The organism is Microbacterium sp. EYE_78 (assembly GCF_023149035.1).
Classification (GTDB): Bacteria; Actinomycetota; Actinomycetes; order Actinomycetales; family Microbacteriaceae; genus Microbacterium.
The window spans coordinates 1,132,392-1,156,645 of record NZ_JAHXMY010000002.1; the positions used below are offsets into that span (position 1 = coordinate 1,132,392).

22 protein-coding genes, 2 tRNA genes and 1 other RNA gene are annotated in these 24,254 nt (G+C 70.2%); 15 read left to right on the plus strand and 10 right to left on the minus strand.

What is annotated here, in order from left to right:
• Positions 1–6: 6 nt before the first annotated feature.
• Genes KZX17_RS12620 through KZX17_RS12635 form a run of 4 tightly spaced genes read right to left on the minus strand, consistent with a single transcriptional unit; the run spans position 7 to position 5,519 of the window.
• Positions 7–909, minus strand: coding sequence for a DUF808 family protein (locus KZX17_RS12620; protein ID WP_248174197.1), 903 nt, complete (start codon positions 907–909; stop codon positions 7–9).
• Between the two features lie 28 nt (positions 910–937).
• Positions 938–3,916 carry a bifunctional [glutamine synthetase] adenylyltransferase/[glutamine synthetase]-adenylyl-L-tyrosine phosphorylase gene (locus KZX17_RS12625; RefSeq protein ID WP_248174199.1) on the minus strand — a complete coding sequence of 993 codons (2,979 nt, stop codon included), beginning with the start codon at positions 3,914–3,916 and terminating at the stop codon, positions 938–940.
• 4 nt (positions 3,917–3,920) lie between these two features.
• Positions 3,921–5,258 carry a type I glutamate--ammonia ligase gene (gene glnA, locus KZX17_RS12630; protein WP_248174202.1) on the minus strand — a complete coding sequence of 446 codons (1,338 nt, stop codon included), beginning with the start codon at positions 5,256–5,258 and terminating at the stop codon, positions 3,921–3,923.
• 33 nt (positions 5,259–5,291) lie between these two features.
• The gene (locus KZX17_RS12635) at positions 5,292–5,519 is read right to left on the minus strand and encodes an SPOR domain-containing protein (protein ID WP_248174204.1); all 228 of its coding nucleotides are present in this window, start codon (positions 5,517–5,519) and stop codon (positions 5,292–5,294) included.
• 71 nt (positions 5,520–5,590) lie between these two features.
• On the opposite strand from KZX17_RS12635, the gene ppgK reads away from it, so the two are divergent.
• Entirely contained in the window at positions 5,591–6,412 is an 822-nt protein-coding gene (ppgK, locus tag KZX17_RS12640) for a polyphosphate--glucose phosphotransferase (RefSeq protein WP_248174206.1), read from the plus strand.
• 15 nt (positions 6,413–6,427) lie between these two features.
• On the opposite strand, the gene rnpB is transcribed toward ppgK, so the two are convergent.
• The 3 genes from rnpB to KZX17_RS12655 form a co-directional block, all read right to left on the minus strand.
• Positions 6,428–6,789, minus strand: an RNA gene (gene rnpB, locus KZX17_RS12645) — RNase P RNA component class A.
• 31 nt (positions 6,790–6,820) lie between these two features.
• On the minus strand, positions 6,821–8,530 hold the full coding sequence (locus KZX17_RS12650; protein ID WP_374107936.1) for a bifunctional 3'-5' exonuclease/DNA polymerase: 1,710 nt from the start codon (positions 8,528–8,530) through the stop codon (positions 6,821–6,823).
• 26 nt (positions 8,531–8,556) lie between these two features.
• Positions 8,557–9,288: a zinc ribbon domain-containing protein gene (locus tag KZX17_RS12655; RefSeq protein ID WP_248174211.1), complete on the minus strand. Its 732-nt coding sequence runs from the start codon at positions 9,286–9,288 to the stop codon at positions 8,557–8,559.
• A gap of 110 nt (positions 9,289–9,398) precedes the next feature.
• Here KZX17_RS12655 and KZX17_RS12660 point away from each other — a divergent pair, with 110 nt between their 5' ends.
• From KZX17_RS12660 to KZX17_RS12695, 8 genes are all read left to right on the plus strand, one after another.
• Positions 9,399–10,874 (plus strand): amino acid permease, encoded by a 1,476-nt coding sequence (locus KZX17_RS12660; protein WP_248174213.1) that lies wholly within the window; start codon positions 9,399–9,401, stop codon positions 10,872–10,874.
• Positions 10,865–10,940 (plus strand) — tRNA-Val (locus KZX17_RS12665). Before KZX17_RS12660 ends, KZX17_RS12665 begins: the two co-directional genes overlap by 10 nt.
• Before the next feature lie 162 nt (positions 10,941–11,102).
• Positions 11,103–13,829 (plus strand): pyruvate dehydrogenase (acetyl-transferring), homodimeric type, encoded by a 2,727-nt coding sequence (gene aceE, locus KZX17_RS12670; RefSeq protein ID WP_248174215.1) that lies wholly within the window; start codon positions 11,103–11,105, stop codon positions 13,827–13,829.
• Between the two features lie 8 nt (positions 13,830–13,837).
• Positions 13,838–15,046, plus strand: a complete 1,209-nt coding sequence (locus tag KZX17_RS12675; protein ID WP_248174217.1) for a CdaR family transcriptional regulator — start codon at positions 13,838–13,840, stop codon at positions 15,044–15,046.
• Between the two features lie 103 nt (positions 15,047–15,149).
• On the plus strand, positions 15,150–16,067 hold the full coding sequence (locus KZX17_RS12680; RefSeq protein ID WP_248174219.1) for an ACP S-malonyltransferase: 918 nt from the start codon (positions 15,150–15,152) through the stop codon (positions 16,065–16,067).
• Positions 16,064–17,065, plus strand: coding sequence for a beta-ketoacyl-ACP synthase III (locus KZX17_RS12685; protein ID WP_248174221.1), 1,002 nt, complete (start codon positions 16,064–16,066; stop codon positions 17,063–17,065). The genes KZX17_RS12680 and KZX17_RS12685 overlap by 4 nt, the downstream gene beginning before the upstream one ends.
• A 70-nt stretch (positions 17,066–17,135) precedes the next feature.
• Positions 17,136–17,384 (plus strand): acyl carrier protein, encoded by a 249-nt coding sequence (locus KZX17_RS12690; RefSeq protein ID WP_065570643.1) that lies wholly within the window; start codon positions 17,136–17,138, stop codon positions 17,382–17,384.
• A gap of 50 nt (positions 17,385–17,434) precedes the next feature.
• Entirely contained in the window at positions 17,435–18,673 is a 1,239-nt protein-coding gene (locus KZX17_RS12695; protein ID WP_248174223.1) for a beta-ketoacyl synthase, read from the plus strand.
• A 178-nt stretch (positions 18,674–18,851) separates the two neighbouring features.
• Here the strand turns inward: KZX17_RS12695 and KZX17_RS12700 are convergent, their stop codons facing one another.
• Complete coding sequence (locus tag KZX17_RS12700) at positions 18,852–19,355, minus strand: DUF3145 domain-containing protein (protein WP_248174225.1); 504 nt, start codon at positions 19,353–19,355, stop codon at positions 18,852–18,854.
• 210 nt (positions 19,356–19,565) lie between these two features.
• Here KZX17_RS12700 and KZX17_RS12705 point away from each other — a divergent pair, with 210 nt between their 5' ends.
• The 3 genes from KZX17_RS12705 to KZX17_RS12715 all read left to right on the plus strand — a co-directional run bounded on the left by KZX17_RS12705 (position 19,566) and on the right by KZX17_RS12715 (position 21,651).
• Positions 19,566–19,742 carry a hypothetical protein gene (locus KZX17_RS12705; RefSeq protein ID WP_248174227.1) on the plus strand — a complete coding sequence of 59 codons (177 nt, stop codon included), beginning with the start codon at positions 19,566–19,568 and terminating at the stop codon, positions 19,740–19,742.
• A gap of 45 nt (positions 19,743–19,787) precedes the next feature.
• The gene (locus tag KZX17_RS12710; RefSeq protein ID WP_248174229.1) at positions 19,788–20,891 is read left to right on the plus strand and encodes an AI-2E family transporter; all 1,104 of its coding nucleotides are present in this window, start codon (positions 19,788–19,790) and stop codon (positions 20,889–20,891) included.
• Positions 20,892–20,964: 73 nt separating this feature from the next.
• On the plus strand, positions 20,965–21,651 hold the full coding sequence (locus KZX17_RS12715) for a hypothetical protein (protein ID WP_248174231.1): 687 nt from the start codon (positions 20,965–20,967) through the stop codon (positions 21,649–21,651).
• Here the strand turns inward: KZX17_RS12715 and KZX17_RS12720 are convergent.
• A tRNA-Ile gene (locus tag KZX17_RS12720) sits at positions 21,649–21,722 on the minus strand. The genes KZX17_RS12715 and KZX17_RS12720 overlap by 3 nt on opposite strands.
• Positions 21,723–21,736: 14 nt before the next feature.
• Positions 21,737–22,813 (minus strand): DMT family transporter, encoded by a 1,077-nt coding sequence (locus tag KZX17_RS12725; RefSeq protein WP_248174849.1) that lies wholly within the window; start codon positions 22,811–22,813, stop codon positions 21,737–21,739.
• A gap of 44 nt (positions 22,814–22,857) precedes the next feature.
• Here KZX17_RS12725 and def point away from each other — a divergent pair, with 44 nt between their 5' ends.
• The 3 genes from def (at position 22,858) to KZX17_RS12740 (ending at position 24,251) form a co-directional block, all read left to right on the plus strand.
• Positions 22,858–23,424 carry a peptide deformylase gene (def, locus tag KZX17_RS12730; RefSeq protein WP_248174233.1) on the plus strand — a complete coding sequence of 189 codons (567 nt, stop codon included), beginning with the start codon at positions 22,858–22,860 and terminating at the stop codon, positions 23,422–23,424.
• 10 nt (positions 23,425–23,434) lie between these two features.
• Positions 23,435–23,824 (plus strand): ester cyclase, encoded by a 390-nt coding sequence (locus tag KZX17_RS12735; RefSeq protein WP_248174235.1) that lies wholly within the window; start codon positions 23,435–23,437, stop codon positions 23,822–23,824.
• Positions 23,825–23,924: 100 nt separating this feature from the next.
• The gene (locus tag KZX17_RS12740) at positions 23,925–24,251 is read left to right on the plus strand and encodes a hypothetical protein (RefSeq protein ID WP_248175569.1); all 327 of its coding nucleotides are present in this window, start codon (positions 23,925–23,927) and stop codon (positions 24,249–24,251) included.
• Positions 24,252–24,254 lie beyond the last annotated feature (3 nt).

Here is a 24,254-nt window from a genome sequence, read left to right on the forward strand (position 1 = left end):
ACAGCCTCAGTGCCCCGCGGACGCGTCGGTGCGAGCACGGTTTCCGGTGCGCAGCCGCTCGACGAGGACGATCACCCCGACGATGACGAGCCCGAGGGCGAGTCCGGCGATGGCCGAGACCAGGGTCTCGCCGAACCAGACGACGACCGGACCCAGCGCCTCGAGCAGGTGCTCGACGCCATGGAGCAGGTCGGTCGTCCAGTGCCAGCCGACCTTGCCGACGTTCTCGAGCACCAGATGGCCGCCGACCCAGAGCATCGCCACGGTGCCGAGGATGCTGATGCCGCGGAACACGGCCGGCATCGACCGGACGATCCGAGCACCGTTGTGACGAACGCGACGGACGGGGCTCTTGGCCATCTTCAAGCCGATGTCGTCGATCTTCACGAGCAGAGCGACCGCGCCGTAGACCACCCCCGTCATGAGCAGGGCGATCACGGCGAGGATCGCCAGGGTCGTCCAGACGTCGAGACCGTCCTCGAGGCTGTCGAGCGAGATCAGCATGATCTCGCTGGAGAGGATCAGGTCGGTGCGGACCGCGCCGAGGACGAGCTTCTTCTCGTCACGCGGCCCCTCCTCCTCGTGGTGCAGGTGGAAGCCGACCCATTCGAGCACCTTCTCCGCCCCTTCGAAGCACAGGAACAGTCCACCGAGGATGAGGAGGAACGGCAGCACCTGCGGCGCGAACGCCGTGAGGACGAGCGCGATCGGGATGATGATGAGGAACTTGTTGACGAGCGATCCGAGGGCGATCTTCCCCACGATCGGCAGTTCCCGCGCCGGTGTCACGCCCTGGACGTACTGCGGTGTCACCGCCGCATCGTCGATGACGACACCTGCCGTCTTCGAGGATGCCTTCAATGCGGCGCTCAGGATGTCGTCGACGACGGCCAACAGACCAACGGACATGGGGGTCCTTTCCGGACGGATGCGGCGATCAGCCGTAGAACAGGTTCTCGAACGCGCGGCGCGCGCGGCGCGCGGTGCGCAGCCAATCCTCCTCCACCTGCGTGGCGGAGCGGGGCGCGTACTCGAGGAGTCGGCCGATCCCGTCGAGCTTGCCGCGGTCGCTGGGGAGCACGTCGCTCGTCTGGCCGGACAGCAGCGTGTTGGCGGAGCGCAGACGGCTCGCCAGCCACCAGGCCGCCTCGAGGCGCTCGGCGGCGGCCTCGGGGAGGAGGCCCGCGCCGCGCGCGGCGTGGAGCGCAGCGGTGGTGGACGTCGTCCGCAGCCCCTCGACGTCTGCGGCGTGCTGGAGCTGGAGGAGCTGGACGAGCCACTCGACGTCGCTGAGTCCCCCCGGTCCCAGCTTCAGGTGGCGACTGCGGTCCACGCCCTGCGGCAGGCGCTCGTTCTCGACCCGGGCCTTGATGCGTTTGATCTCCCGCAGTCCCTGCGGGTCGGGGTCCACCGGGTACCGCAGGTCGTCTGCGAGCGCCATGAACCGCGCGATGAGCTTGACGCTGCCCGCGACGCCTCGCGCGCGCAGCAGCGCTTGCGCCTCCCACGACAACGACCAGCGCCGGTAGTACTCGGCGTAGGCGTCGATCGACCGTGCCATCGGCCCGTTGCGCCCCTCGGGCCGGAGCCCGGCGTCCAGCTCGAACGGCGCCCGATGGTCCTCGGAGTGCGTGCGCAGCCCCTGGACGATCTTCAGCGCGAGCTCCTGCGCGCGCTGCGGCGGCACCCCGTTCGGGTCGTACACGTACATGACGTCGGCATCCGAGCCGAACCCGAGTTCTGCGCCCCCGAACCTGCCCATCGCGATGACCGCGAAGTCGAGCGCCTCGTCCTCCGGCGGCACGACCTCCCGCCACACCGCCCGCAACGTCGCCTGGATGGTCACCTCGCTGATGGAACTCAGCCCCTCGGCGAGCTCGGCGATCGTGAGTTCGCCGAGCAGTGCGCCGAGCGCGAGGCGCAGCAGCTCGCGGCGACGCAGCGCCCGGACCGAGCGCATCGCATCGCCGATCGACTGATGCCTGCCCTGGATCGCCCGGGCCTCCTGCTGCAGGGCGAAGCCCGAGCGCGGTCGCAGCTGCTCCGGCGAATCCAGCCACGCGGCCGCCTCCGGGATCCACTCCATGAGATCCGCCGCGTAGCGCGACCCCGACAGGACGCGGGTGAGCCGCTCCGCCGCACCGGACGAGTCGCGGAGCATCCGGAGGAACCACGGCGTGTCACCCAGACGCTCGCTGATGCGGCGGAAGGACACCATCCCGTAGTCCGGGTCGACCCCGTCCGCGAACCATCGGATCATCACCGGCATGAGGTGCCGCTGGATCGTCGCCTTGCGGCTGAGGCCACTGGTCAGCGCCCCGATGTGCCGCAGGGTGCCGGCGGGATCGCGGAAGCCGATCGCCGCGAGGCGGTCATGCGCCTGCGCGGACGAGAGCGTCTGCTCATCGGCCGGCAGAGCGGCGACCGCCGACAGGAGCGGCCGGTAGAAGAGCCGGACGTGGATCTCGCGGACCCGCTGCTTCACGTCCTCCCACACGGCCGCGATGCCGGCGGCGTTCGCCGCCAACCCACTGGCGCGGGCGAGGGTTCGGAGCTCGTCGTCGGTGGTCGGCATGAGGTGCGTCCGCTGCAGGCGGCGCAGCTGCAGGCGGTGCTCGAGCACCCGCAGGGTGCGGTAGTGCTGGCCGAAGGCCGCCGCATCCGTTCGACCGATGTACCCCTCGCTGACGAGGGCGACCAGCGCCGCAAGGGTGCTCTGCTGACGGATGCCGTCGTCCGACAGGCCGTGGACGAGCTGCAGCAGCTGCACGGTGAACTCGATGTCGCGGATGCCGCCGGGCCCCAGCTTCAGCTGGCGCGGCACCTCGGAGGCCGGGATGTGCTCGGTGACGCGTTCGCGCATCCGCTGGACGCTGTCGACGAAGTTCTCCCGCGCGCTGCTCGTCCACACCTTCGGCTGCACCGCCGCGCAGTACTCACCGCCGAGCGCGAGGTCTCCCGCCAGCGGACGGGCTTTCAGGAGGGCCTGGAACTCCCAGCTCTTGGCCCATCGGTCGTAGTAGGAGAGGTGCGACTCGAGCGTGCGGACGAGGGCGCCCTGCTTGCCCTCAGGACGCAGGTTCGGGTCGACCTCCCACAGCGCCGGCTCGATCTCGACGTCCGAGATGCCGCGCATCGTGAGGGTCGCCAGCCGCGTCGCGATGTCGATCGCCCTACCCTCCGAGAGCTCGGCGTCCTCGACGGCTCCCCCGACGAAGATCACGTCCACGTCGCTCACGTAGTTGAGCTCGCGCGCGCCGGTCTTGCCCATGCCGATCACGGCGAGTCTGGTCGCCGCGACCTGCTCTCGAGGGAACATGGCCTGCGCCGCACGGGTCCGGGCAGCGCACAGTGAGGCGTCCAAGGCGGCACCGGCCGCGTCCGCGAGCGCGGCCGCGACATCGGGCAGGACCGCGGTCGCGTCCGCCGCCGAGAGGTCGTACGCGGCGATCCGCGCGACGATCCGCCGGTACCGCACCCGGAGCGCGTTCCACGCGGTCTCGTCGGATGCCGACGCGAAGCCCTCGGCATCGGCGCCGACCGCCTCGAGGAGCGTGGCGCGCATCTCCTCGGGTGCCGGGAGGGCGTGTCCCGATCCGCGGAGCTCCGCCAGCTCCTCGGGATGCCGGAAGAAGAAGTCGGCCAACCCAGAGGACGCCCCCAACAGCAGCCAGAGGACGTCGCCCGCGTCCGTCAGCGCGCGGACGAGCGCGGCGGCGTCCCGCCGGGCGATCCGCAGGCACGCCTGCACCGCGCCGTCAGGATCGGCCGCCCGACGCGCACGTTCGACGAGGTCATCCCGCGCGACCTCGACGAGCTCGCTGAGCTCGTCGAGCGCGGCGGACGACGACGTGAGGTCGGCGAAGCCCGCCCGCGCGAGGTCGGTGAGCGCCGCCCTGCGCTCGGTGGAGGCCATGGCCTCAGAGCATCTCGAGGTTCTTCTGCAGCTCGAACGGCGTCACCTGGGCGCGGTACTCCCGCCACTCCCGACGCTTGTTGAGCAGGACATAGTTGAACACCTGCTCGCCGAGCGTCTCGGCGACGAGTTCGGACTCCTCCATGTACTCGAGCGCGTGGTCGAGGCTCGACGGCAGCGGGCCGTAGCCGAGGGCCCGGCGCTCGGCATCCGTCAACGACCACACGTTGTCCTCGGCCTCGGCGGGGAGCTCGTACTCTTCCTCGATGCCCTTGAGGCCGGCGGCGAGCATGAGGGCGTAGGCGAGGTAGGGGTTCGCCGCGGAGTCGAGGGCGCGGTACTCGACCCGCGTCGAACCGCCCTTCTTCGGCTTGTACATCGGAACGCGGACGAGGGCGGAGCGGTTGTTGTGCCCCCAGCAGACGAAGCTGGGCGCCTCGTCGCCGCCCCAGAGGCGCTTGTAGGAGTTGACGAACTGGTTCGTCACGGCCGAGATCTCGTTGGCGTGACGGAGGAGCCCCGCGATGAAGTGGCGGCCGACCTTGGAGAGCTGGTACTGCGCGCCCTCCTCGTAGAACGCGTTCACATCGCCCTCGAAGAGCGACATGTGGGTGTGCATCCCGCTGCCGGGCTGGCCGCTGAGCGGCTTCGGCATGAACGTCGCGTAGACGCCCTGCTCGATCGCGACCTCCTTCACGACCGTGCGGAAGGTCATGATGTTGTCGGCGGTGGCCAGAGCGTCGGCGTAGCGCAGGTCGATCTCGTTCTGACCCGGACCACCCTCGTGGTGGCTGAACTCCACCGAGATGCCGAGGTCCTCGAGCATGCGCACGGAGCGGCGGCGGAAGTCGTGGGCAGTGCCGCCGGGGACATTGTCGAAGTATCCGGCCGAGTCGACCGGCTGCGGGCCCTCGGGGCCGAAGGACGACGACTTCAGCAGGTAGAACTCGATCTCGGGGTGCGTGTAGAACGTGAAGCCCGCGTCGCTCGCCTTGGCGAGGGCGCGCTTGAGCACGTTGCGGGGGTCGGCGACGGCGGGCTGGCCGTCGGGCGTCGTGATGTCGCAGAACATCCGGGCGGTGGGGTCGATCTCCCCCCGCCACGGCAGCACCTGGAACGTCGACGGGTCCGGGTGCGCGAGCAGGTCGGACTCGTAGGAGCGCGTGAGGCCCTCGATCGCCGATCCGTCGAAGCCGAGGCCTTCGGCGAACGCGCCCTCCACCTCGGCGGGGGCGATCGCCACCGACTTGAGGGTCCCCGTCACATCGGTGAACCACAGCCGGATGAACTTCACCCCCCGTTCCTCGATCGTCCTCAGAACGAAGTCACGCTGCTTGTCCATCGCATCCTTCCCGGTGCCGAGCCGACTGTCAGACTATCGGTCCGACGAGCCCGTCGATTCCGATCCCGGACGGCTCCCCCAGTCGTCCTCGCGGGCTTCCTCCTCCGCCCACGCCTGCGAGCGGCGCTTGAGGAGCTCGGGGGCGCGCGACGCCTCCTCGGCGGTCGCGAACGGGCCCGCCCGGTCGACGGCCGGCGACTCGAATCCGCGCTCGACCTCGCCGGTGTTCAGGTTGTACCAGTACTGCTCGGTGTCGCTCATCGCGCCCTCCTCGGCTCGTGGACGCCTTCATCCTACGGATCGGATGCCCCGCTCGGACTAGGCTCGGAACCATGACTTCGAGCGCCACCACCGCCGTCGGGATCGACATCGGGGGGACGGGCATCAAGGGTGCCCTCGTCGACCTCGCCGAGGGATCGCTGCTGACGGACCGCATCAAGGTCCCGACACCCAAGGGCGCCGAGCCGGATGACGTGCTGAAGGCCGTCACCGAGGTGCTCGACCGCCTCGAGGTGACGGACGCGGATGTGCCGCTCGGCGTCGCGTTCCCCGCGATCGTGAAGAACGGTCGGACGCTCTCGGCCGCGAACGTCGCGGAGACCTGGATCGGCTTCGAGGCGGAGGCGTTCTTCGAGCAGGGGCTCGGTCGCGCCATCCACTTCGCCAACGACGCCGATGTCGCCGGTGTCGCCGAGCTGCGGTACGGCGCAGCGAAGGGGCGCGACGGGCTGGTGATCCTGACGACGCTCGGCACCGGCATCGGCACCGCCATGATCTACAACGGCGTCCTCGTCCCCAACAGCGAGCTGGGGCACCTCAACCGCGCGGGGCACAAGAAGGACTTCGAGCACTTCGCCGCCTATTCGGCGATGGAGCGCGAAGAGCTCGAGTGGGATGCCTGGGCCGGCCGCCTGCAGCAGTACTACAGCCACCTCGAGTTCCTGTTCACACCCGACCTCTTCGTCGTCGGCGGCGGGGTGTCGAAGCACTCGGAGAAGTTCTTGCCGCTGCTCGACCTGCAGACCGAGATCGTCCCCGCCGTGCACCGCAACAACGCGGGCATCATCGGCGCGGCGGCGCTCGCCCTAGCGGGGGACGGATCCGGCGTCTCAGCCGACGAGGGCGCAGACCTCGCCGGCACGACCGCACGCTGACGCTTCTCGAGAGGGCGAATGGGCCGGCCTGTACGCCGGGTTCTGTCCGGGGGCGCGAGGCCCCGTGGACGGTCATCTCTCTCGGCGACACGTTGCCGTGCCGCTCCAGCGGTCTACCCGGGGACTCGGCGGGCCGCGTCGGCATCCCCTGTCTGACCTTGCTCCGGGCGAGGTTTACCGTGCGGGCCGTGTCACCACGGCCCCGGTGGTCTCTTACACCACCCTTTCACCCTTACCCCGGTCGGAACCGGGGCGGTCTGCTCTCTGTGGCACTGTCTCGCGGATCACTCCGGGTGGGTGTTACCCACCGCCCTGCCCTGTGGAGCCCGGACGTTCCTCGGTGCGCTCTCGCGCCACGCGACCGTCCAGCCGACCCATTCGCGCGGTCGAGTCTAGTCGGCCGCGCGGTCAGTCCTTTGCGGCGTCGACCCGCACCTGCAGGTCGAGTCGGAAGTCGAGCGGGATGTCCCCGAACAGCAGTCGCGTGGCCGCGTCAGCCGCCTGCTGCACCGCTCCGGCCGCCGCATCGGCCTGCGCGACGGGCGTGTGGACGATGACCTCGTCGTGCAGGAAGAACGCGAGGTGGGCCCGCCTGGCCTGCAGCGTTCCGGACCGGGATGCCTCCGAGGCGGTGTCGACCTCGGGCAATGACGCCAGGCGCGCCCGCAGCTCGCCGAGCCATGCGAGCGCCCATTCGGCGGCGGTGCCCTGGACGACGAAGTTGCGGGTGAAGCGTCCGCGATCGCGTGCAGCGCGCCGCGCCCTCGTGCGGTCGCTGTCCGTCGCGTCCGGGTCGCCCGCCCGCGCTTGGAGCTCGTGCCATCCCCGCGACGGCGGCGGGCTCGACCGCCCGAGCCACGTCGAGACGACGCCGCCCTCCTCGCCCGTCCGCGCCGCGTCGTCGACGAGACCCATGGCGCGCGGGTAGGCCCGCCGCAGTGCCGGCACGAGCCTGCCGCTGTCGCCGGTGGTGGCCCCGTACATCGCGCCCAGGAGCGCGAACTTCGCCTCGGAACGCGTGGTCACGACCCCGCGTGCCACGATCCCCTCGTAGAGATCGGCGCCCCGCGCGCTGTCGGCCAGTGCGGCATCCCGTGACATCGCCGCCAGGACGCGCGGCTCGAGCTGGGCGACGTCGGCGACCACGAGGGTCCAGCCGTCGTCGGCACGCACGGCCGGGCGCAGCTGGCGGGGCAGCTGCAGCGCGCCCCCGCCCGATGAGGCCCACCGGCCCGTGACCACTCCGCCGGGGACGTACACGGGACGGAAGCGACCCTCCGGCGCCCACTCGTCCCGCCACGCCCAGCCGTTCGCCGAGAGGAGTCGCATCAGCCGCTTGTACTCGAGCAGGGGGCCGATCACCGGATGGTCGTACTCGCGCAGCTCCCACTTGCTGGTCGACGTCGCGGCGACACCCACGCGATGCAGGGAGCGGAGCAGCTTCGGCTGCGAATCGAGGCTCGCCGCGGCGTCGCCGAGCAGCGCCCGGATCTCCGCAGCGAGCGCCTCGAGCCGTGCGGGCAGCCGTCCGCTCACGGCGCGCTCCCCCAGCATGTCGGTCAGGATGCCGTCGTGGACGTCACCGTCCCACGGCACCCCAGCCGCGTGCATCTCCACGGCGACCAGCGCTCCGACCGACTCCGCGGCGACGAGCAGGCGCAGCGACGCGGGACTCGCCTCGATCACGGCGTGCTGGCGGACGAACTCCGCGAGCGCGGCGTCGGCGTCGTGCGGTACCTCCCGCGAGCCGCCCTCGAGATCGAAGAGCGCGGTCGTTGCGGCGCCCGTCGCGGATGCCGCGGCATCCCACTCCGTCGCTGCACGCACGCCCTCGGCGCCGACGACGACGGCGCTGTCGCGCAGGATGGCGTGGACCAGTCTCAGGTCGTGACACCGCGACGTCCGGACCCCTGCCGCGACGAGGTCGGGGTACCAGTGGGCGGTGTCGCTCCAGACCCATCGCGTCGTCGGCGCCGACTCGGCGATGTGCCGGCCGAGGTCCGACCGCGCGGCGATCGTCGCCTCGCCGACGACGCCGTCGGCCGAGATCGGGTGCAGCGCGACACGATCGACGCCCGCCGTTCCGACGACGGTCCAGGGGATGCCTGGGGCCGACACCTCGACGCCGCGACGATCCGTGTCGGTCAGAGCCCGGAGTCCTCGCCGCGGACGAGGATGCAGCCGCACTCGGGGCAGGTGACGACGTCGTCCTCGGCGGCGGCCCGGAGGACGTTCAGGTCCGTGCCCGAGAGGACCATGTGGCAGCCGCCGCAGGTGCGACGCTGCAGCAGACCCGCACCGTTGCCACGCGCGGCGAGCCGCTCGTACATCCCGACGAGGTCCGCAGGCAGTGACGATGCGATGGCGGCGCGGTCGCGCGATGCAGACTCGTGGCGCGAGGTCGCGTCGGCGACGGACTCCTTCGCGGCCGCGCTCAGGCGGGTACCCTCCTCGTTCACCGAGGCGATCAGCGCTTCCTGTTCGGCGACGGCGGCCTCCGCAGCGTCCAGTCGTTCCATGACCTCCAGCTCGGCGTCCTCGAGGTCCGATTTGCGCTTGGCGAGGGAGGCGATCTCGTGCTCGAGACCCTGCGCGTCCTTCGCGCTCGTGGTGGCCGCGAGGCGCTCGTTGTCACGGGCGGTCCGCGCATCGACCACCTCGACGTCCGACTCGATCCGGGCGAGCTCCGCCTTCGCGTCGTCCCGTGCGCCGAGGCGCCGGGTCAGCTCCGCGGAGTGCGTGGCGCGATCGGCGAGGAGCTCCTTGACGCGGCCCGCCTGCTCGGGATTGCGGCGCGCATTGTCGGCCTGGCGGACGGCGAGGTCCGCGTCGGCGAGATCGAGGAGGCGGCGCTGGTCGGCGGGGCTGGCTTTCACGCCCTCCAACCTACCCCGCGGGCGCGATCGCGATCCGGCTCCTGCGGTTCCGGGCGGGAGCCTGCGGGCACTACCATGACGTGCCGGAACAGCGCGGGAGGAGACCCATCATGAGCGTGCTGCGCACCAAGTCGGTCGAGCAGTCGATCGCCGACACCGAAGAACCGGAGTTCCGGCTCAAGAAGTCCCTCTCCGCCCTCGACCTCACCGTCTTCGGCGTCGGTGTCGTCATCGGCGCGGGCATCTTCACCCTCACCGGGCGCGCCGCGCACGAGGTCGCCGGCCCGGCCGTCGTCATCAGCTTCGTCGTCGCGGCCATCGCGTGCGGCCTCGCCGCGATGTGCTATGCCGAATTCGCCTCGACCGTCCCCGTCTCGGGTTCGGCCTACACCTTCTCCTACGCCTCCCTCGGCGAGCTCTTCGCCTGGATCATCGGGTGGGATCTCATCCTCGAGATGTTCCTCGGCGCGAGCGTCGTGGCGCAGGGCTGGAGCGCCTACCTCGGGACGCTCATGGAGCAGCTCGGGGCGCCGATCCCCGAGGCCATCGGGTACGGCGGCACGGTCGACCTCATGGCGGTCCTCCTGGTGCTGGTCCTCGGAGGGCTGATCACCGTCGGCATCCGGGAGTCGCTGCGCGTCAACCTCGTCCTCGTCGCCGTGAAGCTCTTCATCGTCCTCTTCGTCATCATCGCGGGCCTGCTGTTCGTCAACCCCGCGAACTACTCGCCGTTCGTGCCAGATCCCACCCCGCGCGAGACCGCGACGGGGCTGACGCAACCGTTGCTGCAGTTCTTCTCCGGCATCGAGCCGACGGCCTTCGGCGTCGGCGGCATCTTCGCCGGCGCCGCGCTCGTGTTCTTCGCCTACATCGGCTTCGACGTCGTCGCCACGACGGCGGAGGAGACGAAGCGGCCGCAGCGCGACCTCCCGATCGGCATCATCGCGTCGCTCGTCATCTGCACCGTCCTCTACGGCGCCGTCGCCCTGGTGGTCACCGGCATGGTGCCGTACCAGGAGCTCGACCCGGCGGCCGCCTTCGCGAACGCCTTCGCGTTCCACGGGCAGACGTGGATGGCGACCGTCATCTCAGCAGGCGCCGTCGCCGGACTCACCACGGTCGTCCTGACGCTGATGATCGGCGCGACGCGCATCATCTTCGCGATGTCGCGCGACGCGCTCCTGCCGCGGCGCCTGGCCAGGGTTCACCCCCGGTTCCGCACGCCCTGGCTCATCTCCGCCATCGTCACCGTGATCGTCGCGGTCGTCGCCGGCTTCACCCCGATCGGGGTGCTGGAGGAGATGGTCAACATCGGGACCCTGTCGGCGTTCGTCCTCGTCTCGATCGGGGTGATCGTGCTCCGACGGCGCCGCCCCGACCTTCCGCGGGGCTTCCGCGTGCCGTTGAACCCGTGGCTCCCCGCCCTGTCGGCGGTCGTCTGCGTGTACCTGATGCTGAACCTCACGGTCGAGACCTGGCTGCGGTTCCTCATTTGGCTCGCCATCGGATTCGTCATCTACTTCGCGTTCTCCCGTCGCAACTCGCGCCTCGGCAGGCCCGTAGACTCGACGGGTCAGGGCCTTTAGCTCAGCTGGTAGAGCGCCACGTTTACACCGTGGATGTCGTCGGTTCGATCCCGGCAGGGCCCACCACCGGTATCCGTCCCGGGTCGACCCACGAGCCCGCCCGCAGCGGCGAACGCCCCGCGGCGGAATGGGTAGGCTGAGGACAAGCGAGTTGTGCGAGGCGAACAAGCCCACATCCGCCCGATCCCTCCTTCCTGGCACGATCTGCCAGGCGACGAAAGGCCTCTTGTGACTGTCAACGATCAGGATCCGTACTCGCAGGGCCCGCAGGACAGCGACCCGGAAGAGACGTCGGAGTGGCAGGAATCCCTGCAGCAGCTCGTCGACGCCCGGGGCGCCGGCCGCGGCCGCGAGGTCATGCTGAGCCTCCTGCAGCGTTCCCGCGAGCTCCACCTGAACGTCCCCCAGGTCCCCACGACGGACTACATCAACACGATCGCGCCCGACAGCGAGCCCGACTTCCCCGGCGACGAGGAGATCGAGCGCCGCTACCGCAGCTGGATCCGCTGGAACGCGGCGATCACCGTCCACCGCGCGCAGCGCCCCGGCATCGGCGTCGGCGGTCACATCTCGACCTACGCGTCCTCCGCTGCGCTCTACGAGGTGGGCTTCAACCACTTCTTCCGCGGCCCCGAGCACGAGAGCGGCGGCGACCAGATCTTCTTCCAGGGTCACGCCTCCCCCGGCATGTACGCGCGGTCGTTCCTCGAGGGCGGGCTCACCAGCGAGCAGCTCGACGGCTTCCGCCAGGAGGCGTCCGCCGCCCCGAACGGACTGCCGTCCTACCCGCACCCGCGGCTCATGCAGGACTACTGGCAGTTCCCCACGGTCTCGATGGGCCTCGGTCCGATCAACGCGATCTACCAGGCGATGACCAACAAGTACCTGACGAACCGCGGCATCAAGGACGTCTCGGACTCCCACGTCTGGGCCTTCCTCGGCGACGGCGAGATGGACGAGGTCGAGAGCCGCGGCCAGCTCCAGGTTGCCGCCAACGAGGGACTCGACAACCTGACCTTCGTCGTCAACTGCAACCTCCAGCGTCTGGACGGCCCCGTCCGAGGCAACGGCAAGATCGTCCAGGAGCTCGAGAGCTTCTTCCGCGGCGCGGGGTGGAACGTCATCAAGGTCGTGTGGGGCCGCGAGTGGGACGACCTCCTCGCCCGCGACAGCGACGGCGCCCTCCGCAACCTGATGAACGTCACCCCCGACGGCGACTTCCAGACCTACAAGGCCGAGAACGGCGCCTTCGTCCGCGAGCACTTCTTCGGTCGCGACGAGCGCGCTGCGGCCCTCGTGAAGGACTACTCGGACGAGCAGATCTGGAACCTCAAGCGCGGCGGCCACGACTACCGCAAGGTCTACGCCGCATACAAGGCGGCCGTCGAGCACAAGGGCCAGCCCACCGTCATCCTCGCGAAGACGGTCAAGGGGTACGGTCTCGGTCCGCACTTCGAGGGGCGCAACGCGACGCACCAGATGAAGAAGATGACCCTCGACGACCTCAAGCTGTTCCGCGACCAGATGCACATCCCGCTGACGGACGCCCAGCTCGAGGAGAACCCCTACGAGCCGCCGTACTACCACCCGGGTGCCGAGGACGAGACCATCAAGTACATGGTCGAGCGTCGTCGCGCCCTGGGCGGGACGCTCCCCCAGCGCCGCAGCACGCACACCTCGCTGTCGCTCCCGGACGACAGCGTCTACGCGCTGCCGAAGAAGGGATCCGGTACGCAGGAGGTCGCCACCACGATGGCCTTCGTGCGCCTGCTCAAGGACCTGCTGCGCGCGAAGGACTTCGGCCACCGCATCGTGCCGATCATCCCCGATGAGGCACGCACGTTCGGCATGGACGCGTATTTCCCGACGGCGAAGATCTACAACCCGAACGGCCAGAACTACACGTCGGTCGACCGGGAGCTGCTGCTCGCCTACAAGGAGAGCCCGCAGGGCCAGATCATGCACGTCGGCATCAACGAGGCCGGCGCCCTCGCCGCGTTCACTGGCGTCGGCACGTCCTACGCGACGCACGGCGAGCCGCTCATCCCGGTCTACGTCTTCTACTCGATGTTCGGGTTCCAGCGCACGGGCGACGCGCAGTGGGCCGCCGGCGACCAGATGGCGCGCGGTTTCATCATCGGCGCGACCGCCGGTCGCACGACGCTCACCGGTGAAGGCCTGCAGCACGCCGACGGCCATTCGCACCTGCTCGCCTCGACCAACCCCGCGACCGTGTCGTACGACCCGGCCTACGGCTACGAGATCGCGCACATCGTGCAGTCCGGACTCGAGCGCATGTACGGCGGCGAGCACCCCGACCCGAACGTCATGTACTACATCACGGTCTACAACGAGCCGATCGTGCAGCCGAAGGAGCCCGAGGACGTGGATGTGGACGGCATCGTCCGCGGCATCCACCGCGTCTCCGTCGGTGAGGGCGAGGGCCACCGCGCCCAGATCCTCTCGTCGGGTGTCGGTCTCGCATGGGCGCACGAGGCGCAGAAACTGCTGAGGGAAGACTGGGGCGTCGTCGCCGACGTGTGGTCGGTCACGAGCTGGACCGAGCTCCGTCGCGACGGCCTGGCCGCGGACGAGCACAACTTCCTCCACCCCACCGAGGAGCCCTGGACCGCGTACATCACCGAGAAGCTGCGCGACTCGGAGGGCCCCATCGTGGCCGTGAGCGACTTCATGCACGCCGTCCAGGACCAGATCCGTCAGTGGATGCCGCGTCGCTACGCGACCCTGGGCGCCGACGGGTTCGGCTTCTCCGACACCCGTGCCGCGGCACGCCGTCAGTTCAAGATCGACGGACCGTCGATCGTGGTGCGCACGCTGCAGTCACTGGCTGAGGAAGGTGTGATCGACCGGTCCCTGTCGGCGCAGGCGATCGAGAAGTACCGCTTGCACGACGTCAACGCCGGCACCTCCGGCAACGCGGGCGGCGAGGCCTGACACCGCCGATGACCGATCGACCGACCGCCCAGGAGAAGGCGGAGACACTCGCGTGGCTCCGCCGCATCTCGGGGGATCTGGCGACCACGACCCTCCGACGCCTCGAGGACTCGCTGCCCTGGTACGGCGAGATGCCTCCGGGGCGGCGGTCGGCGGTCGGTCTCGTCGCGCAGTCGGGGATCTCGTCGTTCATCGACTGGTACGACGACCCGAACTCGACGCCGTGGATCGCTGCGGACATCTTCGCGTCCGCACCGCGGGAGCTGCTGCGCAGCATCAGCCTGACGCAGACACTGCAGCTCATCCGCGTGACGGTCGAGACGACCGAGCAGCGGGTCGCGGGGCGCGGCAACGGCCTGCGGGAGAGCATCCTGCTGTACTCCCGCGAGGTCGCCTTCGCCGCGGCGGACGTCTATGCCCGCGCCGCTGAGGCGCGCGGCCTGTGGGATGCCCGGCTCGAGGCGCTCGTCGTGGACTCGATCCTCACCGGAGAGGCCGACGAGGAGCTTCCCAGCCGCATCGCGGCGCTCGGCTGGCACGGTCACGGGGAGGTCGCCGTCCTCGTGGGCACCACGCCTCCGCAGCTGGACGTGGACCAGCTCCGTCGGACGGCACGCAAACTCGGCGTCGACGTCCTGATCGGCGTGCAGGGGTCGCGTCTGGTCCTCGTCATCGGACGAGCCGATCAGAGCGGGCGGGAGGATGCCGAGGAGCTCGCGTTCTCGGAGATCGCCACCCGCCTCGAACCAGGGTTCGGCAACGGTCATCTCGTCCTCGGCCCCACAGCGCCTGCCCTGCTCGACGCGGGGCTGAGCGCCCGCGGGGCACTGGCGGGTTTCGCGGTCGCGAAGTCCTGGCGGCACGCCCCCCGCCCCGTCGACGCGGACGATCTGCTGCCCGAGCGCGCGCTCGCGGGCGACCCCCTCGCGAAGGCGACCCTGATCGAGCGCATCTACCGCCCGCTGCAGGCGCACTCGACCGATCTGGTGACGACGCTCTGGAGTTACCTCGACAACGGACGATCCCTCGAAGCGACCGCCCGCGAGCTGTTCGTCCACCCGAACACGGTGCGGTACCGACTGAAGCGCGTCTCGGACGTGATCGGGTGGGACGCAACCGGACCGCGCGAGGCGCTCATCCTCCAGACCGCATTGATCCTGGGGTCGATCGGCGGCGACGTCACGCGGCGTCGCTCGGTCGGTGGACGGCGAGGCTGAGCACAGCTCCCCCACCGTTCTGTACGCCGCGCACAAAGGGTGCGAGGTTTCTTGTGCGGCCTCCGACAGCGGGGCCGCCACCGGACTTGCAAGGATGGACATCGTGATCATCGCCGTCTTCCCCGGCCAGGGTTCGCAGACCCCGGGCTTCCTCACGCCGTGGCTCGACCGCGAGGGCTCCCGCGCCCTCCTCGAGGAGTATTCCGAGTACGCCGGAGTCGACCTCATCGCCGCCGGAACGGCATGGGATGCCGACCGCATCCGCGACACCCAGGTCGCCCAGCCCCTCATCGTCGCGGCGAGCCTGCTGTCCTGGCAGGCGCTCACCGAGTCGGGTACGACGCCGGCGGGCGTCGCCGGACACTCCGTCGGCGAGATCGCCGCACTCGTGGCCGCGGGCGTGCTGACGGCCGCCGACGGCATGCGTCTGGTCGGCATCCGAGGCCGCGCCATGGCGGAGGCTGCCGGCCTGGAGGCGACCGGGATGAGCGCCGTCCTCGGCGGTGACGAGGCCGTCGTCCTCGAGCGGCTCGAGGCGCTGGACCTCACGCCGGCGAACTACAACGGCGGCGGGCAGATCGTCGCCGCCGGGTCGCTGCCCGCGCTCGGCGAGCTCGCGGCAGACGCGCCGCGAGGCACCCGCGTGATCCCACTGCAGGTGGCGGGTGCGTTCCACACGCGATTCATGGCTCCCGCTGTCGAGATCCTCCGCACGGCCGCCGCCGACGTCGAGGCATCCGCCCCCGCCCTCACCCTCTGGAGCAACCGCGACGGCGGCGTCGTGACCGACGGTCGCGCCGCGGTCGACCTGCTCGTCGCGCAGGTCGCGAACCCCGTCCGCTGGGACCTCTGCATGTCGTCGTTCGCCGCGGCCGGTGTCACCGGCATCGTCGAACTGGCCCCCGCGGGCACGCTCGTCGGACTCGCCAAACGCGGTCTTCGCGGGGTACCGTCGGTCGCCGTGAAGACACCCGACGACCTTCCGGCCGCGGCCGGGCTGCTGACCGGAGAGAACGCATGACCCCCCAGCTCGTCCAGCCCACCGGGCCCGCCCACACCCGCATCTACTCGTACGGCGCGGCGCGGGGCGAGAACGCCGTCCCCAATGAGGACCTCATCGGTCCCATCGACTCGAGCGACGAGTGGATCCGCCAGCGCACCGGCATCGTCACCCGCGTGCGCGCGAACGCGGGCACCGACGCGATCGACCTCGCCACGGACGCGGCGGCCGAAGCGATCGAGCGGTCGGGCATCTCCCCCGAGCAGGTCGACGCCGTCATCGTGGCGACGATCTCCAACCCGAAGCAGACGCCTTCGGTGTCGGCGATCGTCGCCGACCGCGTGGGCGCGAACCCGGCGGCCGCCTACGACCTGAACGCCGCGTGCGCGGGCTTCGCCTACGGCGTCGCGCAGGCCGACGCGCTCATCCGCGCAGGCGCCGCGACGTACGCCGTCGTCATCGGCACCGAGAAGCTCAGCGACGTCGTCGATCCGACCGATCGCTCGATCTCGTTCCTCCTCGGTGACGGCGCGGGCGCCGTCGTCATCGGCCCGAGCGACGCACCCGGCATCGGCCCGACCGTCTGGGGATCGGACGGATCGAAGGCGGATGCCGTGGGCATGAACCACACGCTGACCGAGTTCCGCGACGGCGCGGCGCCCTGGCCGACGCTCCGACAGGAGGGCCCGACGGTCTTCCGCTGGGCCGTCTGGGAGATGGTGAAGGTCGCCCGCCAGGCGATCGAGGCCGCGGGCATCACACCCGACGACCTCGCCGCCTTCGTGCCTCACCAGGCGAACATGCGCATCATCGACGAGTTCGCGAAGCAGCTGAAGCTGCCCGACACCGTGGTGATCGGGCGTGACATCGAGACCACGGGCAACACCTCGGCGGCATCCATCCCGCTCGCCACGCACCGTCTGCTCGAAGAGCACCCCGAGCTCAGCGGCGGACTCGCGCTGCAGATCGGCTTCGGCGCGGGACTCGTGTTCGGCGCCCAGGTCGTCGTCCTCCCGTGACCACGCCCGACCCGCACCTAAACTGACAACCGGCCCGGCTGGGCCCGACCCCCACAGAAGGAGAAATCCCATGGCATTCACGAACGACGAGGTCCTCGCCGGCCTGGCCGAGCTCATCACCGACGAGACCGGCATCTCGGCCGACGAGGTCGCGCTCGAGAAGTCCTTCACGGACGACCTCGACATCGACTCGATCTCGATGATGACGATCGTCGTCAACGCCGAGGAGAAGTTCGGCGTCACCATTCCCGACGACGAGGTCAAGAACCTCAAGACCGTCGGCGACGCCGTCACCTACATCTCGTCCAACCAGGCCTGATCCGCGCGTCCGGTGGGGGTGCGCCCCCACCGGAGCAGCACGAGGGAACCATGAGCAACACGCGAATCTTCGTCACCGGCATCGGTGCGACCTCCCCCATCGGCGGCACCGCCGGCGAGAGCTGGGACGCCCTCCTCGCCGGAGAGTCGGGCGCCCGCACGCTCGAGCACGACTGGGTCGAGCAGTATCAGCTGCCCGTCACCTTCGCCGCCGAGGCCAAGGTGCGCCCGGACACGGTGCTGGAGCGCCCCATCGCCAAGCGCCTCGATCCGTCGTCGCAGCTGGCGATGGTCGCCGCGAAGGAGGCCTGGGAGGACGCCGGCGCACCCGAGGTGGATCCCGAGCGTCTGGGCGTCGAGTTCGCCACCGGCATCGGCGGCGTCTGGACGCTGCTCGACGCCTGGGACACGCTGCGCGAGAAGGGGCCGCGGCGGGTCATGCCGATGACCGTGCCCATGCTCATGCCGAACGCCGCCGCGGGCAACCTGTCGCTGCACTTCGGCGCACGCGCGTACGCCCGTACCTTCGCCAGCGCCTGCGCGTCGAGCACGGAGTCGCTCGTCAACGCCCTCGAGCACATGCGCGCCGGGCTCGCCGACATCGTGATCGCCGGCGGTACGGAGTCGGCCATCCACCCGATCACGATCGCGTCGTTCGCGTCGATGCAGGCGCTCTCGCGACGCAACGACTCGCCCGAGACGGCATCCCGCCCCGGCAGCATCGACCGCGACGGCTTCGTCATGGGCGAGGGTGCCGCCGTCCTCATCCTCGAGACCGAGGAGCACGCGAAGGCCCGCGGCGCGAAGATCTACGCCGAACTCGTCGGCGGCGGCGTGACGGCGGACTCGTACCACATCACCGCCAACGACCCCGAGGGGACGGGCGCCGCTCGCGCCGTGCGCCTCGCGCTCGACATGGCGGATGCCTCACCCGCCGACGTCACCCACGTCAACGCCCACGCGACCTCGACCCCCGTGGGCGACCCGAACGAGTACGTCGCGCTGAAGTCCGTCTTCGGCGACCGCATCGATGAGATGCCGGTCTCGGCGACCAAGGCCGCCACCGGCCACCTCCTCGGCGGCACCGGTGCGCTCGAGGCGATGTTCACCGTCCTCGCGATCCGAGACCGTGTCGCGCCGCCCACGATCAACATCACCGAGCCGGACCCGGCGGTCCCGTTCCGCCTGTCGGGCGAGGGCGTCTCGCTCGGGGAGGGCGATCAGCTCGCGATCAGCAACTCGTTCGGCTTCGGCGGGCACAACGCGGTCGTGGCGTTCCGCTCGGTCTGACCGACACACGACAGACGCCCCCGGGAAGCCACCGGGGGCGTCTGTCGTGTATCAGGCGGGCCGACGTCCCCCCGGTCCCCGGGAAGCTGTCCGGAGCCGGTCATGACGTCGCCGCTGCTGCGGGTCGCCCGCCTGAAGGTCTGTGCTGTTGTGAAGTGTCGGGCCGGGCGGGATCGTCTCAGCCGACCTTGTGGAGCCAGACGACCGGCGCGTCGTCGCTCGCGTGCCGGAACGGTTCGAGCTCGTCGTCCCAGGCTGCGCCGAGAGCGACGTCGAGCTCGCGCTGGAGTTCGTGGATGTCGCCGGCCGCGATCTCCATGGCGTACCGCAGCCTGTCCTCGCCGATGACGACGTTGCCGGCCGAGTCGGTCTGCGCGTAGTGGATGCCGAGGCTCGGGGTGTGGAGCCACCGGCCACCGTCGCTGCGGGGGGTGGGGTCTTCGCTCACCTCGTACCGGAGGTGCTCCCACCCGCGCATCGCGGTGGCCAGGGCGGCGCCGGTGCCGGCGGGACCCTCCCAGTAGAACTCGGCTCTGCGACTGCCGTCGAGGACGGGCTGCTCGGCCCACTCGAAGTTGACGGCATGCCCGAGGGCGCGCCCGGCCGCCCACTCGAGGTGGGGGCACAGCGCGCGTGGCGCGGAGTGGATGTAGATCACTCCGCGCGCCTGAGGTGTGGCCATCGATCTCTCCGTTTCGTTCAGGTACGTCTTCCCCTACGACCTGATGGAGAGTGCTGGCCGGATATCCGGTTGTGCCGCCATTATCGCCCAGGATGCCCTCGAATCACAACCGTGTCATGCGCCCCCGTGCCCGGGCATCGATCATCCGTCAAGCCCGTGTGCCGATGCCCCTCGCCGGGCGAGTGTGGACACACGAACGGAAGGAACCCCATGAACGACAAGACCCCCCACCACCGCGACGCCGACGACGCTCACGCGGACGACGCGCCTCCGACGGACGCAGCCAGCGACGAGGTGAAGGAGGACGCCGCCCGCGCAGGGGACGGCGACCGTGATCGGGGCGGCGACGAGCCGTTCCCGCAGGGCCCGGCGATCACGCATCCGTGACGCGGGTCCCGGAAGGAAATTCCCGGGAGCCCTACAGTGGCAGGAATGAGGAAGTCGAACGGTCAGCCTGCGCCGGTCTCGGACGAGCGGGAGCCTGCACGGGCGGCGCTGCTTCGCCGCCCCTTCGGCACCGGGTTCCTCGTCACGCTCGGCGGTCTCGCCGCGCTGGCGCTCGGGTTGGCGATCACGAGTCTCTCGCTCGTCCTCATCTACGTGGCGTGCGCCCTCTTCATCGCGCTCGGTCTCGAGCCGGTCGTCGGGCGTCTTGAGCAGCGAGGCATCGCACGCGCGTGGGCCATCGTGATCGTCTGCGTCGCCTTCGTCGCCGCGATCGGTCTCGTGGTCGTCCTGGTCTCGCCGACCGTGACCGACCAGGTGACGGGCTTCGTCACATCCCTCCCGACGCTGATCGACGACTTCCGCACATCGGAGTTCGCTGCCTTCATCGAGCGGTCGTTCGGCGACCGCGTCGACGACCTCCTCACCGAGCTGCAGCGGTTCCTGTCGGATCCGGCGAATCTGGCCTCGATCGGCGGCGGCCTGCTCCAGGTCGGTACGACGCTCGCGACGGGCGTGTCGGGTGTGATCATCGTGATCGTCCTCAGCCTGTACTTCATCGCGTCGGTCCCCGCGATGAAGGAGGGGTTCGTCCGTCTCGCTCCGGCTCGCAGCCGCACCAGCGTCCGCGATCTCACCGATCAGATCACCGCGTCCGTGGGCGGGTACCTCGCCGGGATGGTGATCCTCGCGGCCATCAACGCGGTCGTCGTGTTCATCATCCAGCTGCTGCTCGGTCTGCCGTTCCCGCAGCTGATGGCGGTCGTCGCGTTCTGCCTCACCCTCATCCCGCTCATCGGCTCGGTGCTCTTCTGGATCGTCGCATCCGGGCTCGCGCTGCTCGACGGGTTCACGCCTGCACTCGTCTTCGCGGTCGTCTACCTCGTCTACATCCAGATCGAGGCGTACCTCCTGACGCCGCGCGTGATGAACCGGACCATCGCCGTTCCCGGTGCGCTCGTCGTCATCGGGGCGCTCGTCGGCGGCACGCTGCTGGGACTCCTCGGCGCACTCGTGGCGATTCCGGTGACGGCGTCGCTGCTGCTCATCGTCCGTCAGGTGTTCATCCCGGCTCAGGACGCCAAGACCTGACGTTTCGAGACACAGCGGTGTCCTCATCCGCAACCCCGTTCGCCGCATGCGATCCGTGGGGTCGGATGACCGCGTGCTCCGCTCTCCTGCGACCTCTGTCGGTCTCGCCCTCCGCGCCTTCTTCGTCGGCCTTCAGCGCGTGCGCCCTCCCCGACCGATCCACTCCCGCGGGCTCGCGCTGGCGGGATCGCTCCACTGGCTGCCCCGAGACGAGACAGCCGGTATCCGCTGGATCGATGATCCGGTGGCGGGGGAACGACATGACGTCGAGGCGCGATTCTCGCGCTCGCTCGGTCTGCCCGATGTCCTCCCCGACGTCCTCGGCCTCGCGCTCCGCGTGCAGACGGCGGCCGGCGCTGCGGACATCGAACTCGCCTCCACCGGATCCACCGTCCCGCTGCGGTTCGCGCTGCTCCCCCGCCGGCGTCCCTCGAGCGGTCCATTCGGCATCCTGCTGCCCTACCGAGGCGAGCAGGGCGGCGTGCTCCTGCGCGCACATCCGGTCGGCCCACCGCTGCCGGCGGGACTCCGTGCGCTCGGAGCGGCGCTCCGGCGGGATTCGTGGTGGCTCGAGCTCGCCCACGCGACGCCGTCAGGCGCGTGGCATCCCTTCGCCCTCCTGCGCCTGCGAAGCACTGACGCGGCGGACACGATGCGAGCGGATGCCGGTCGTCGGCTCATCCCCGGTGCACGGATGTATCCCTGGGTCAGCGCACTGCGGCAGCCGTCGTACGACGCGGTGCAGCACCGCGATCGGTAGGGCGGGTGGGACTTGAACCCACGATCGTCGGGTTATGAGCCCGCTGCCTTGACCAGCTTGGCCACCGCCCCCTGTGGGAACGAGCCTAGCGTTTCGGTCGTTCCTCGTCCTTCACCGGCGGCTCGGGCCACACCTTCGACACGGTCTCGGTGAGGCGGATGGAACCCGTGGTCTGCCTCTTGCCGTCGGTGAACTCCGCGCTGCCCCGCGCGATCGGGATTTCCTGGCTGTCGCTGATCACCTGCGGGTGGTAGCGCGCGAGCTGGAACACACCCACGATGGCGAGGGCACCGGCGAAGACGAAGCCGATGTACGCCCAGACGGGCGCGCCGCTGGCCTCTTGCAGCACGGTCAGGCCGATGACGATCGCGACGATCGGGTCGATCACCGTCAGCCCTGCGATCACGAGGTCCGGAGGACCCGACGAGTAGGCCGTCTGAACGAAGTACGCGCCCATCGCGGTGCCGGCCAGGAGCGCGACGATGCAGAGCACCGTGAGCCACTCGAAGTCGCCGTTCGAGATGCGGTTGATGACGACCTTCGCGAGCGTCGCGACGAAGCCGTACACGATGCCGGCGGCGACGATGTAGAACAGCGCCCGCATCCGCTTGCGGAGCGTCACCCACAGCACCCCCAGGACGACGACGACGCCAAGGAGGATCCACAGGACGGTCAGCAGCTGCGGGTCGCTGATGGGACGCTCGGTCGCGTAGAGCGCGGCGACGGTGACGAAGATGAAGATGCCGCCCACGCACAGCGCGATCGACGTGATCGAGCGCCTCGTCGGCTTGTGGCCGCTGACGCGAGCGTTGAGCAGGGTCGTGATGACCAGCGAGATCGCGCCGATGGGCTGGACCAGGATGAGCGGCGCGAAGGAGAGCGCCGCGAGCTGGCACACGATGGCGAGACCGAGCATGACGGTGCCGAGGACCCACGACGGCCGACGCAGCAGGCGCAGCAGCTGCCCGCCGGTCAGGCCCGACACGCCGGCCTGCGCCGTCAGACGCTCGACCTTCTGGACACCGCGGTGCTGGTATTGGGCCCCGAAGGACATGAAGACCGCACCGAGGACGGCGAGCGGGATCCCGATCAGGATCGCCGGGTTGCCGAACACCCCGACGAGCTCGTCGGTCAGGTCGTCGATCGGCGTCCCGGGGAGCATCACGCCTCGACCATACCGGCCGACCGCGTCGTTAGGCTTCTGACGTGGCCGTACTTCCGATTCGCATCATGGGCGATCCCGTCCTCCATTCCGTCGCCTCGCCCGTAGGCGAGGTCACCGACGAGATCCGCACGCTCGTGGCGGACATGTTCGAGACCATGGACACCGCGCCCGGCGTCGGCCTCGCGGCTCCGCAGGTCGGCGTCGGCCTGCGGGTCTTCACGTACTCCTACCAGGACGACGACGGTGCGCCCTGGCGCGGCGTCATCTTGAACCCCGAGCTCTGGATGACCCCGCCCGAGCCCGGCTCCCCCGACCCGGACGACGAGTCGGAGGGATGCCTGTCGTTCCCCGGCGAGCGGTTCGCACTGCGCCGCTCCGACGAGGTGCGCGTGACGGGCACCGACCTCGAGGGCGCGCCGGTCGACATCCGCGTGGACGGCTGGCGCGCACGCATCATGCAGCACGAGTTCGATCACCTGAACGGCATCCTCTACATCGACCGGCTCGACGACTCGGACTGGAAGACGACCCAGAAGATCGCCCGCAAGCGCGGCTGGGGCAAGCCCGGACAGAGCTGGATGCCGGGCGTCGACGACCTCGACGCCTGAGTCGCGCGGCATGGAGCCGTGGGAACTGCACGGGTGGTTCGAGGACTACCTCGACGCCTGCAACCGGCACGACCTGGGTGCCATCCGGGATCTCCTCGACCCCGCGGTGCGGCGGGCGCACCTGCCCGCCGGCGCGGACGCCTGGCTGGACGATCTCGCCGACCTGTTCCACGGGTTCCCCGACTGGCGCTGGAAGGCGATCCAGCTCGTGGCCGAAGACGATCGCATCGCCGCACACCTCCGCGGCGGGGGGACGCACACGGGTCCGTGGCGCGGCATCCCACCCACCCGCAGACACGTCAACGTCGCGGAGTTCGTCTTCCTGCGCGTCGACGGCGGGAGGGTCGTGGCATCCAGCGGGTCCGGCGATGCCGAGATCCTCGCGCAGCTGAACGCGTGACGGCGGTGTCGGCGGTCGTGCGTACCATCACAGCGTCGGCCGGAGAGAGGGATGCCGGTTGGGTTCGAACAGGCGCTACGCGGCCAGCATCGACGCGCGGATGGACGACCGCATTCTCGAGCGGCTCGCGTCGCGCGGCACCCTGCAATCCCTGACCGCGGAGGAACTCGGACTCGACCGCGCGCCGGTGACGACCGACCCGCGGCCGGCGCGGGTGCGGGCATGGGTGAGGTTCGGTCCCGAGCCGGCGATCGTCGAGGCCGAGCTGTGCATGTGGACCGATCGCGCCGCCGCGATCAGGTTCCGCATCGGCGGTCGGGAGCGGCGCTGCTGGGTGTGGTCCGGCGCCATCGTCCGGGAGGACGATCATCGATCCCCCGGACCCGTGGACAACCCCGCCGGGCTCCGTCGATCTGCACCAGGATGAGGA